Here is a 13514-nt window from a genome sequence, read left to right as displayed (position 1 = left end):
AATCAAGAATTATTAATAAATATAGTAACAGATTTTCAATTGAGGCGTCAAATACATACATCAATCAAAAAATCAATCAATCAAAATGAAAAAACTACTAGCACTATGCTTTCTAGTGGTCATATCGACCATAGAAGCTTATGCTCTATCTACAGACAAAAAGGGCTCTATTTATGGTACCGTTTTAGACGCTAATTTAAACCAACCCTTACCTTACGTAAATGTCGTTATAAAATCTAATAATGGAACCATTATTACGGGTGGAATTACTCGGGAAGACGGTTCGTTTAAAATTGAAAAACTGGAAGAAGGTAATCATATTGTCAACATTCAATATATTGGCTACAAAACCATTAACAAACCTATATTAATAGGTAAAAACAGTTACGATATTAATTTAGGAAATATCTTCTTAGAAGAAGAAGCCGAAGGTTTGGACGAGGTCACTGTAGTTGCCGATGTATCTACAATTCAACAAAAGGTAGACCGAAAAGTTATTACTATTGGAAAAGACTTAGCCGCTACTGGCAGCGCCTCGCAACTTATGGTGGGCATACCATCGGTAAGCATAGATGCGCAAACCGGAGATATTAGCTTGCGCGGCAACCAAAATGTTCGCGTTATGGTAGATGGTAAACTATCAAACATTCCAACAGCCCAGTTACTAAAGCAAATTCCATCGACAGCTATAAAATCGATTGAACTTATCACGAATCCATCGGCAAAATACAATCCCGAAGGCATGAGTGGTATTATAAACATTATTCTACATAAAAACACCATGCAGGGCTTTAACGGTAATGTTTCTATTGGACTGACTCATGAATATGAAGCTAAATTTAATAGTTCTCTGGGGCTAAATTATCGCAATGGAAAATTCAATTTTTACGGAAGTTACAGTAACGATATTGCTAAAAACAGAAACAATGGTTTCATTTATAGACCTGAAAATAACTCCGAACAGTTTTTTAAGTTTTTAGAAAAACGACAATCACATCTGTATAAAGTTGGTGTAGATTTCTATTTAAACGAAAAAAATACGATATCGGTTTTCACTACTCAAAATACATCAGACAATAGCACCTATGGAAAAACAGACGCTATATTCTATGATGATGAACGTTATAATCAAAGTCAGATTTTCAATTCCAGAGGTGACAACAATTCATCGCAATACAATTTTGATTATAAATTAGATTTTAAAAAAGAAGGACATAATATAGAATTTGAAGCCGACTACAATGTCTTTGATGATGAAAGCCCTGTAGATTTCGATTTTTTACTTGGGCCGAACGAAGATTATGAAGATTTCAACTTCACCGATAGAGAAAGCGTTACCTTAAACTTAGACTATATAAATCCGCTTTCTGAAACAGCTAAATTAGAAGCCGGTTTGCAAGCCCGGTTATTCAATTCCGATATCGCTTATTCATCAACAGGACAAACACTAAACAACGAAGGCATTCTAAGACCAACACCAGATACTAATTTCGATTACACCCGGGACATCTATTCAGCCTATGCAACTTACAGCAAATCTTTCGAAAAATGGAATTACCAAATCGGGCTGCGTGCTGAAAACGTAAAAGAAGATGCTTTTGCTTTATCTTCAGAAGCCTCAAGTACACAGCGTTTTAAAAACGATTATTTTGAAGTGTACCCTTCTGCTTTTTTCACTTACACCCCTTCAGAAAAAAATGCGTATCAGTTGAGTTATAGTCGTCGTGTAGACCGCCCGGGAATCGGCCAGGTCAACCCGATTAAAGAGTGGAGCACGCCGTTAATTTCCTCTTACGGAAACATTAATTTAGAACCACAATTTACGAACTCCATTGAAGCTAATTATACAAGAACGCTTAACAATAGAAAAGGGACTGTGACTGGCGGTGTATTCTACCGAATGATTTCCGATGAAATTAACCGCGCCTTATTTATAGACCGTAGCGATGTTACTTCAGGCCGAGTTATTTTAACCCATGATAATTTCGATGATACTTCTGCTTATGGTGTGGAACTTAGTAGCAATTACCGTCCTTTTAAGTGGTGGAATATTAACGGGAGTTTCGATTTGTATTCTCAAACCCAAAAAGGTATTGCCGAAAATTTAACCGTTCCCATTGAAAATGCAACCATAAATGATATAGAGACTAATATTGATGAAGTCGATAATGTTTTGTGGAATTTTAGGATGTACAATAATTTCAGTGTGAGTAAAACGGTTAGCTTGACAGCTTTTGGGTTTTACCGCGGAAAAAATAAAACCATTCAATTCGAAAGAAAACCCATGTATTTTGTGAATCTGGGCGCTCGTGTTGCCTTTGCCCAAGGCAGAGGAATGTTAAGTTTAAATTATAACGATATTTTCAACACCATGGAATTTGCCTTTTATGGAGACAAACCATTTATTCAAGAAGGCGCCTTTAGCTGGGAAAGCAACACTTGGAATGTTGGCTTGTCTTATAGATTTGGAGGCGGAAAATACAAAGCGAAATCCAGAAAAAACCGAGACAATAACACGAAGTCTGGCGGCGGCGGATTCCTATAAGAACTAACATTAAAACATATTGAATTCGGATTTTTGATTAGTGTTTCATTTTTGACGTCAAAAAAGAAGCCTCAAAGTTTAATCACTTTGAGGCTTTGTATTTAAACCGATCTAACAACTTAATTATCAAAATGTTAAAATTTTCAAAAAATTACATTTGTTACACAATAACTAAAACCTGTATGCGTTACGTCTTTATACAATCTTGCTATTATTCAAAAAAATAATTATTTAGAGTTAGTCGTCTACACATTATTATAACATTACAAAACGTAAGAATTGTATAAATAAAATCCGGTTGTTCTCAAACTTCCGGATTTTTTATTGTGTTAAAATGGAGTTAAACCATAAGTCTACTGCAATAAAACGCAACTTTTAACGTCTTATATAATACATTCTTCAAAAATACAGATTGTGTTAATTTGAAGTTGATTAATAGCTTTAAAACCCAAAACTCCCCGTTTTGGGTTTTTTTGTTGTTTTTTCTACCAGTTTATAATAACACTACCCCAAGTAAACCCACTACCAAAAGCAGCCAAAACCACAGTATCACCATCTTTAATTTTTCCTTCCTCCCAAGCTTCGGTTAAAGCTATAGGAATAGACGCAGCAGTGGTATTACCGTACTTTTGAATATTATTAAATACTTGGTCGTCATTCAACTTAAATTTCTTCTGAATAAACTGAGCGATGCGTAAATTTGCCTGATGCGGAATCAGCATATCAATATTTTCTGGAGTTAAATTATTCTTCATCAGCCCTTCCATTATTACTTCACTAAAACGCACCACTGCATTTTTAAATACAAACTGTCCATTCATGTATGGGTAATAACTTTCATCATCAGGATCATTATCTTCCAAAATATCATTTACCCAGCGCGTACCCATTCCTGGTGCAGTTAACACTAATTCCTCAGCATGTTCCCCCTGCGAATGTAAATGCGTCGACAAAATGCCTTTATTGTTGTTTTCTTCACGAGTTAAAACTGCGGCCCCCGCACCGTCTCCAAAAATTACTGAAACGCCACGACCTCGTGTGGTTTTATCTAAGCCGTGCGAATGCAATTCACTACCAATAACCAAGATGTTTTTATACATCCCGGTTTTAATAAAATTATCGGCTACCGAAATGGCATATACAAATCCAGAACACTGATTTCGGACATCTAAAGCACCCACTGTTTTAATATCTAAAGCGTGCTGCACCTGAACTCCTGGTCCTGGGAAATACATATCCGGACTCAAGGTTGCGAATATGATAAAATCGATATCATCTTTATCGATACCTGCGCGCTCGATTGCTATTTTAGCGGCTTTAACCCCCATGGTGGCCGTAGTATCTCCACTACCGGTTTCTACCCAACGGCGTTCCTGTATTCCGGTACGTTCCTGAATCCACTCATCATTGGTATCCATCATTTTAGATAAATCGTGGTTGGTTACCACATGATCCGGCACATACTTTCCTAAGCCAATAATTTTTGAATTGTACATTATTTTGAATTTAGTTTAGTTATACTCATTACAAGTTATATATTATTTACTATCAAAACTACAAAAAGCATTAAAATGTATTCTAATACCTCAAGTGAGAATATCGGACCTTTTAACATTACTTTTTAATTTTATTACCCCGTTTTAATTAAATTTAATGCTTGACTAATTCAAATCATTCAAAATGAAAAAATTTCTATTTTACTGTTTTCTTGTCACCGGACTTAGTATCCACGGACAAGAAAATTTAACGTATCAAAAACCCTCAAAAGAAATCTTAGAACTTGCTACTGCTCCTTTAGCTCCTTCCATCCGAATTGATAGCAAAGGTGAAAACATGGTATTCCTTTACCGAAGCAATTTTAAAAGTATTGCTACCCTATCGGAAACCGAAATGCGCCTGGGTGGTTTACGCATTAATCCTAAAACTAACATTAGCAGTAGAGAGCGTTATTACAACAATATAAAAGTCCACGTTGGACGAAAAAGCACTGAAACAACTGTTAGTGGCTTACCCGAAAACCCAAGGCTTTCCAATTTTTCCTGGTCTCCAAACCAGGAAAAAATGGCATTTACCAACACCACTTCAAATGGTGTTGAACTATGGGTGTTAGACATTGCCAATGCATCGGCTAAAAAAATTACCAGCGATAATTTAAATGCTAATACAGGAGATCCATTCTACTGGTTTAAAGACAACATGTCCTTACTTGTTAAAATGTTGCCTGAAAACAGAAAAGATTTAATCGACACTAAAACAGCTGTTCCTACCGGACCTACAGTTTCTGAGAGTGAAGCCGGTGTTATGGCTCAAAACAGGACCTATCAGGATTTACTTAAAAACAAAGCAGACGAACACAACTTTGAACAACTAGTAACATCAGAATTATATAAGGTAGATTTAGATGGTAACGCATCTTCATGGATGTCTAGCGCTATGTATTCAGATATTTCTTTTTCCCCAGATGGTAACTACATTATGGTAGAAACCATTAATAAGCCTTTTTCTTATTTAGTTCCTTATTACAGGTTCCCTTCAACTACTGCTGTTTACGACACCAATGCCAAACTTATAAAAATCGTATTGGAAGTCCCTTTAATTGAAGATTTACCGCAAGGCTTTATGGCCGTAAGAACAGGAATGCGAAGCCTGTCGTGGAGAGGTGACCAACCTGCCACTTTAGTTTGGGCTGAAGCCTTAGACAAAGGAGACCCTGAAGTTAAAGTTGATTACAGAGATGAAGTATTTCAGCAAGAAGCTCCTTTTACCAGTGAACCGACTTCATTAGTAAAAACTATCAATCGTTTTAGAGGTATACAGTGGGGTAATGCCAATACTGCCATAGCCTTAGACTATTGGTGGAATACGAGAAACACAAAATCTTATATCTTTAATCCATCGAACAATACAGCAAAACCTGAAATTATTTCAGACAGAAACTATCAGGATGTGTACAGCGACCCTGGAAATCCAGTCACTTCAAGAAATGAATACGGACGTTACACCCTAGACATTGTTAAAAACAAAATTTTCTTAATTGGTGATGGTTATACCGAAAATGGAAAATTCCCTTTTATTGACCAATTAGATCTTAAAACAAAAAAAACAACCCGATTATATCAGTCTTCACTTAAAGACAAAATAGAAGATATTTCTATGGCTCTAGATATGAATAAAGGTGAAATTTTAGTGAGAATAGAATCTAAAAATGAATACCCTAACTATTACATTCGAAATATTAAAAAACGAATGGCTCCGGTGCCGCTTACACAATTTGAAAATCCATTCAAAAGCATTCAGGATGTTCATAAGGAAATTATAAAATACAAACGCTATGATGGTTTAGAGCTCACAGGAACTTTATATTTACCTACCGATTATAAAGCTGGTAAAAAGTACCCAATGGTAATGTGGGCCTACCCAAGGGAATATAAAGACAAAAGCAGTGCCGGACAAAGCACTTCGAACTCCAATGAATTCACCTACCCTTACTATGGTTCACCAATTTATTGGGTAACCAAAGGCTATGTGGTTTTAGATGACGCCTCTTTCCCTATTGTTGGTGAAGGTAACGAAGAACCAAACGATACATTTATAAAACAGTTGGTTGGTAATGCCAAAGCTGCAATTGATGCTGTTGACGATTTAGGCTATATTGACAGAAATAAAGTTGCCGTTGGAGGCCATTCATACGGCGCTTTTATGACCGCAAACCTGCTTTCACACTCTAATTTATTTGCAGCCGGAATTGCCAGAAGTGGCGCCTATAACAGAACGCTTACCCCTTTTGGTTTCCAAAGTGAAGAACGTAACTACTGGGAAGCTCCTGAAATATATTATGAAATGTCTCCATTCATGCATGCCGACACCATGAAAACCCCTTTATTACTAATTCATGGGGAAGCAGACAATAATTCCGGAACGTACCCTTTACAAAGTGAGCGCTATTTTAATGCCTTAAAAGGCTTAGGCGCACCGGTAAGATTAGTTATGCTGCCAAAAGAAAGTCATGGTTATGCTGCCGAAGAATCTATTCTTCACTTACTGTGGGAACAAGACCAATGGTTAGAAAAACATGTAAAAAACAGAAAAGTAGAAGAATAACAAAACCTCTTATAAAATGTATAAAAAGGTCATTCTGTAATAGGAATGGCCTTTTTTAATGTCAGTTTGTCACATTTTTTGCCTTGGCATTTTTGTTGAATAACCCAAAAACATATAATTATAAACAGAATAAAAACAATATATCATGACAAAAGGAAATATTAATGTTTCGGTTGAAAACATCTTCCCGCTCATTAAAAAGTTCTTATACAGCGACCACGAAATCTTTTTACGCGAGTTAATTAGTAATGGTACCGATGCCACTTTAAAATTAAAACACCTAACCAGTATTGGTGAATCTACTTCAGAATATGGTAATCCACAGATTGAAGTTAAAATAGATAAAGAAGGTAAAAAACTTCACATCATCGACCAAGGTATTGGTATGACAGCCGAAGAGGTTGAGAAATATATTAATCAAGTGGCGTTTTCTGGTGCTGAAGAGTTTTTAGACAAGTATAAAGATTCTGCTAAAGATTCAGGTATTATTGGTCACTTTGGTTTAGGGTTCTACTCGGCTTTTATGGTAGCTGAAAAAGTAGAAATCATTACCAAATCACACACAGGTGCTCCTGCTGCTCACTGGACCTGTGATGGTTCTCCGGAATTCACATTAGAAGAAGCAACTAAAGAAGATAGAGGAACGGAAATCATTCTTCATATTGCTGAAGATTCAACCGAGTTTTTAGAAGAATCTCGTATTCGTGAGTTACTGTCGAAATATAACAAGTTCATGCCTATTCCAATTAAATTTGGAACCAAAGAAATCAACGACCCTGAGCATGAGCCTGCAACTATTACCGACGAAGAAGGAAAAGAGACTAAGGAGCCTCACAGACAAATTACAGTAGATGATATCATCAACAACCCAAATCCGGCATGGACAAAACAACCAACCGATTTAGAGGACGAAGATTATAAAAACTTCTACCGTGAGTTGTACCCAATGCAATTCGAAGATCCGTTATTCCACATTCACTTAAATGTAGACTATCCGTTTAACTTAACTGGTATTTTATACTTCCCTAAGTTAGGACAGGATATGAACATGCAACGAGATAAAATTCAGTTATACCAAAACCAGGTGTTCGTTACGGACAATGTTGAAGGCATTGTTCCTGAATTCTTAACAATGTTACGTGGGGTTATCGATTCACCGGATATTCCATTAAACGTATCACGTTCGTACTTACAAGCCGATGGGGCTGTTAAAAAGATTTCATCATACATTACACGTAAAGTTGCCGATAAATTAAAATCGTTATTCAACAATAACCGTGAAGATTTTGAAGCTAAATGGAACGACATTAAAGTGGTGATTGAGTACGGTATGCTTTCTGAAGATAAATTCTTCGAAAAAGCTGATGCTTTCGCTTTATACCCAACAGTAGATGGTACTTACTACACTTACGAGGAGCTTTTCAACAAAATTAAAGCGAACCAAACCGATAAAGATGGTAAGTTAGTTATTCTTTACGCTTCAGATACCGATGCACAACATAGTTACATTGAAGCCGCTAAAGCGAAAAACTACGAGGTTCTATTATTAGATTCTCCAATTGTTTCTCACTTAATTCAAAAACTAGAAACAACTAAAGAAAATATCTCGTTTGCACGTGTAGATGGTGATCACATCGATAACCTAATTAAGAAAGATGAAAATACAATTTCTAAGTTAGACGAAGATCAAAAGAAAGTTTTAGATGAATTATTAAAAGAAGTTATTCCTTCTGAAAAATTCATGGTACAATTGGAAGCTATGGATAGTAACGCATCGCCTTTCATCATTACGCAACCGGAATTTATGCGTCGTATGAAAGAAATGCAGGCTACCGGAGGTGGCGGTATGAGCATGTTTGGTAATATGCCCGAAATGTACAACCTTGTGGTTAACACCAACTCCGATTTAGTTAGCGAGATTTTAAACAAAGATGATAAAGCTGAACAAGAACGCTTAATCAACCAAAGTTTAGATTTAGCACGTTTATCTCAGGGGTTATTAAAAGGTGAAGAGTTAACAAACTTCATTAAACGCAGCTACGAGATTTTAAAGTAATTACACTTTTACTTTTTATAGACAGGAAACCACTTTGCATGTGCAAAGTGGTTTTTTTATTGCTCCCCTACAAACAACCTGTTCATTAACAGACAATTACTACATTTTTACTTATCTTTAGCGTAGCACTAACCTTAAAACAACTTCTTCTATGGCGCTACACATCAATAATTTAAGTAAAACGTACTCCAATGGCGTACAAGCCCTAAAAAACGTCACCTTAACTATTCCGCAAGGCATGTTCGGATTACTTGGCCCTAATGGTGCTGGAAAATCTTCATTAATGCGAACCTTGGCTACCCTTCAACAAGCCGATTCCGGCTCGGTAACCCTTAACGATATTGATGTGTTAAAAGAAAAAGATAAAGTGAGGAAACTATTAGGGTATCTGCCACAGGAATTTGGAGTATACCCAAAAATAAGTTCTTACAATATGTTATCTCATATTGCGGCATTAAAAGGCATTTCAAATAAAGGCGAACGAAAAGATCTGGTGGAATCCTTATTAAAAAAAACCAACCTTTGGGATGTTCGAAATAAAAGCTTAGGCACCTATTCCGGAGGAATGAAACAGCGCTTTGGTATTGCACAAGCTCTCATTGGAGACCCTCGATTAATTATTGTAGACGAACCTACTGCTGGTTTAGATCCCGCCGAACGTGTACGTTTTCATAACCTTTTAAGTGAAATTGGTGCAAACACCATTGTTATTCTATCCACTCATATAGTAGACGACGTCTCTAACTTATGCAACAATATGGCTATCATATGTTTAGGCGAAGTCGTTTTACAAGGCAACCCGATTTCATTAACTGAGGGAGTAAAAGGAAAAATCTGGAAGAAAGCCATCGAAAAATCAGATTTAGAACAGTATAAAGCTGATATGCAAGTTATTTCGACCCACCTAAAAAGCGGACAAACCATCATTCATGTGTTAAGTGATGTGCAACCAGACCCGTCTTTTGAATCCAGCCCTGCTAATTTGGAAGATGTATATTTCTCAGAAATCTCATCTCGTATGGATTCTGCTTTAGCATAATTCACTCATAAAACCTTTTGTATTATGTTTAAAGAAATCTTTTTATTCGAGATTAAATACCGATTTAAAAGACCTGCAACATGGGCCTATTTTGGTATCTTATTAGTTTTTGGACTTATTTTGGCTATTGGCGGTAACGGTCCCGCTTCAGAGAAGGTATTTGTAAACTCCCCGATAGCCATAGCTGAAATGTTATGTGTGGTAAGCATATTTGGCACCATGCTCGCCAGTGCTATTTTAGGTGTACCTATTTACAGGGATATTGAACATAAAACTGAAAACTATTATTTCTCCTACCCAATAACCGAAAAAGGGTATATTTTAGGTCGGTTTTTAGGCTCTTTATTTATCCTATTTTTAGTTGGTTTTGGACTTCATCTAGGCTTAATTATAGGTTTCGCTATTGGCCCTTTCGCAGGATATGTAGAAGCCGACAGGTTCACCAGCTTTAATTTATGGAATTATATTCAACCAACATTTACCTTATACTGGGCTAACTTTTTATTTACGGGCTGTATTTTTTTCACCTTAGTCAGTACTACCAAAAAAGTCATGCTTGCCTATGCTGGTGGAGCCGTCCTGTTTATCACTTATCTGGTTACTCTCACGCTTACACAAGATATAGAGAATAAAGATTTGGTTAGTATGCTGGACCCCTTTGGGCTATCGGCATTAAGTAATATCACCCAATACTGGACTCCCGAAGAACAAAACACCTTAACTGTACCCTTTACTTCAAGTTTATTATTCTGGAACAGATTACTTTGGGTTGGTATTGGCTTACTTACCTTTGCCTATGCTCTGTTCAAATTTGATTTTCAAAAGTTCCTGAATAAAAATTATAATGCTAAAAAGAAGAAAACTGAGGATATACCTGAAACCAATAATGCTGCCGAACTTACCAAAACACCTCAAGCAAGTAAAGTATTTTCAGCTGGTTTAAATTTAAAATTACTGTTCGGTTTGGCTTTTATGGAGTTAAAAAATATTGTTAGAGATAACTTCTTTAAAGCGATTTTAATCGCTGCAGTTGCCTTTTTACTTTTTGATGCCTGGTACGGCTTTCCTGTTTACGGCACGCCCTCTTTGCCACTCACCTATTACATGCTGGAAGTTAAAGATTTTAATTTCATTGTGTTGATATTTATTCTGATTGTATTCATGACAGGAGAAGTTATCCATCGAGAACAAAATGTTAATTATAATCAGATTTTTGGAGCACTACCTATCCCGAATAGAATTATATACGGATCAAAATTTATAGCTCTTGTTTTTATAAGTTTCTTACTTGTAAATTTAGTTTTAGTAAGCGGCGTTCTTACTCAAATATTAAAAGGCTATTTCAATTTTGAATTCGACAAATACTTTATCGATTTATATTTAATTGAATTTCCAAAATACATCACTTTTGTAATGCTCGCTTTTTTTGTGCATTCCCTAGTACCCAAAAAGTTTTTAGGACACGTTATCGCTATTGCAATATGGGCTCTGCTCTTCGGATTAAATGCTTTGGCCGAAGTCGATAATAATTTATATTTATATGGCTATGCCCCGCGATATATCGTATCAGACATGAATGGTTTTGGGCACTTCGGAACGGCCTTATTCTGGTTTAGAACGTATTGGCTCGCTTGTGGAGGTGTATTAGTTATTATTGGGTATCTATATTGGATTCGCGGAACGGATTCGGGAATAAAATCAAGATGGAACATCTTAAAAAACAGGCTAAACTTCAAGACTGCAGGAACCTTTCTCGTTTTATTCATCATATTTATAGGTTCTGGCGCATTCATTAATTACAACACCAAAACCATAAATCATTACAAAACCCAAGATCAGGGTATCTTAGCTCAAGCTAATTATGAAAAAGAATTGAATAAGTACGATAAGATCGCTCAACCTAAAGTGATTGATGTAAAGCTAGATGCTAATCTATACCCAGAACAGAGAAAAGCCCAAATAAAAGTCCATTACATCATGGTTAATAAAACCAATGAAGTCATTGATTCTTTACATTTAAACTGGGGCGCCGAAGGGTTAATAAAAAAAGACATCAATACATTTACAATTAACAGCACAAAGCCCAAATTAGGGAAACGATTTGATGATTACGGCTACGAAATATATGCTTTCCATAGTCCGCTGAAACCCAACGATACCATTAGCATGACTTTAGATGTTACAGGAACATATAAAGGCTTCCCTAATGAAGGCACTGGATCTAGCATAGTGTATAACGGTACGTTTTTAAATAATAATTTTTTTCCTTCATTTGGATATAATCCGGATGGTGAAATCACGGGCGATTTAGATCGAAAAAAGCATGATTTACCTGTTAAAGACTATAGTTTACCTGAACAAACCGACCCTTGGGGAACCAGTAATTTGCTATTTAACAATGACGCCGATTACATCACTTTTGAAGGCACCGTAAGCACAGCACCAAATCAAATAGCTATTCTGCCGGGGAATCTTCAAAAAGAATGGGAAGAAAATGGACGGAAATATTACACGTATAAAATGCGGGGCGAATTAGACTTTTTCTATAATATTTCCTCGGCCAATTACAGTGTTCATGAAGATGAATGGATTGGCGATTCTGGAGAAAAAGTGGCCATTCAAATTTTCTATCATCCCACACACACTTACAATATCGATCGATTTGTTGCAGGCGTAAAACGCTCTATGGACTATTATTCAAAAAACTATGGTCCATACCAATACCGCCAGATGCGAATATTAGAATTCCCGCGCTATTCCACCTTTGCGCAATCTTTTCCTAATACGGTACCCTACACCGAGAGTTTTGGATGGGTGGGCGATTTTAGCGACCCTAACGATCTGGATTACCTTTTTACAGTAACGGCACACGAAGTCGCGCATCAATGGTGGGGTCATCAAATCACACCATCGGCTACCAGAGGCTCAAATCAAATATCGGAATCTATGGCGGAATATTCTTCTTTAATGGTAATGAAAAAAGAATATGGCGTAGATGCCATGCAAAAATTCTTAAAAAGAGAATTAGACACCTATTTAAGAAGCCGAGCCAATGAAAGTAAATTTGAAAAAACATTACTTGACAATGACAATCAGGCTTACGTCTGGTACCGCAAAGGTGGTCTTATTTTGTATGCGCTTCAGGATTTAATTGGTGAGGACAATTTAAATAGTGGCTTTAAAGCGTATACCGAAGCTGCGCGGTTTCGTCCGGAAGCCCCATTTACAACCACTTCAGAATGGTATAACTTTATGAAATCTGTAACACCAGATTCATTGCAGTATTACCTGAGTGATAGCTTTGAAAATATCACACTCTACAGCAACAAAATTTCAAATGCAACGTATAAAAAACTAGACTACAACAAATATGAAGTCTCTATTGATATTGAAAGCGCTAAAAACTATTTCGACGGGAACGGTAAACTTTTAAAAACCGGAGACCAACCAAACATTTTAGAAATTGGAATTTTTAATAATGATACTATTAACAACAAGGGTATGACTGTTAAATCTCCAATTATGCTAAAAAAAATGTGGATAAAACCTGGAAAATCAAGCTTAACATTTACAACCAGTAAAATACCCGTTAAAGCAGGAATAGATCCATACAATAAAATGATTGACAGAATACCCGACGATAATTTAAAGCCTGTTGAAAATTTAACAGATTAAAAAAATCAACCTAGAAACTAAACTAAACCACTATGGACTTGAAGTCCATAGGTTTGTTACACGAGGGACTAAAGTCCCTCTTTCTTACTCTAATATGA

Annotated in this window: 6 protein-coding genes; 5 read left to right on the top strand and 1 reads right to left on the bottom strand. The window is 36.3% G+C overall.

Annotated features, from left to right (window positions below; translation table 11 throughout):
- Window positions 1-85 precede the first annotated feature (85 nt).
- Complete coding sequence (locus ICJ85_RS07360; RefSeq protein WP_188223155.1) at window positions 86-2545, top strand: TonB-dependent receptor domain-containing protein; 2460 nt, start codon at window positions 86-88, stop codon at window positions 2543-2545.
- A 485-nt stretch (window positions 2546-3030) separates the two neighbouring features.
- Here the strand turns inward: ICJ85_RS07360 and ICJ85_RS07355 are convergent, their stop codons facing one another.
- Complete coding sequence (locus tag ICJ85_RS07355; RefSeq protein ID WP_188223154.1) at window positions 3031-4041, bottom strand: 3-oxoacyl-ACP synthase III family protein; 1011 nt, start codon at window positions 4039-4041, stop codon at window positions 3031-3033.
- 184 nt (window positions 4042-4225) lie between these two features.
- Between ICJ85_RS07355 and ICJ85_RS07350 the strand changes: the two genes are divergently transcribed.
- The 4 genes from ICJ85_RS07350 to ICJ85_RS07335 all read left to right on the top strand — a co-directional run bounded on the left by ICJ85_RS07350 (window position 4226) and on the right by ICJ85_RS07335 (window position 13416).
- The gene (locus ICJ85_RS07350; protein ID WP_188223153.1) at window positions 4226-6646 is read left to right on the top strand and encodes an alpha/beta hydrolase family protein; all 2421 of its coding nucleotides are present in this window, start codon (window positions 4226-4228) and stop codon (window positions 6644-6646) included.
- A gap of 145 nt (window positions 6647-6791) precedes the next feature.
- The gene (gene htpG, locus ICJ85_RS07345) at window positions 6792-8702 is read left to right on the top strand and encodes a molecular chaperone HtpG (protein ID WP_188223152.1); all 1911 of its coding nucleotides are present in this window, start codon (window positions 6792-6794) and stop codon (window positions 8700-8702) included.
- 151 nt (window positions 8703-8853) lie between these two features.
- Window positions 8854-9741: an ABC transporter ATP-binding protein gene (locus ICJ85_RS07340; protein WP_188223151.1), complete on the top strand. Its 888-nt coding sequence runs from the start codon at window positions 8854-8856 to the stop codon at window positions 9739-9741.
- A 24-nt stretch (window positions 9742-9765) separates the two neighbouring features.
- Entirely contained in the window at window positions 9766-13416 is a 3651-nt protein-coding gene (locus tag ICJ85_RS07335; RefSeq protein WP_188223150.1) for an ABC transporter permease/M1 family aminopeptidase, read from the top strand.
- The last annotated feature ends 98 nt before the right edge of the window (window positions 13417-13514 follow it).

This window comes from Aestuariibaculum marinum (assembly GCF_014596975.1).
Classification (GTDB): domain Bacteria; phylum Bacteroidota; class Bacteroidia; order Flavobacteriales; family Flavobacteriaceae; genus Aestuariibaculum; species Aestuariibaculum marinum.
This window is presented reverse-complemented; position numbering and strand designations above follow the sequence as displayed.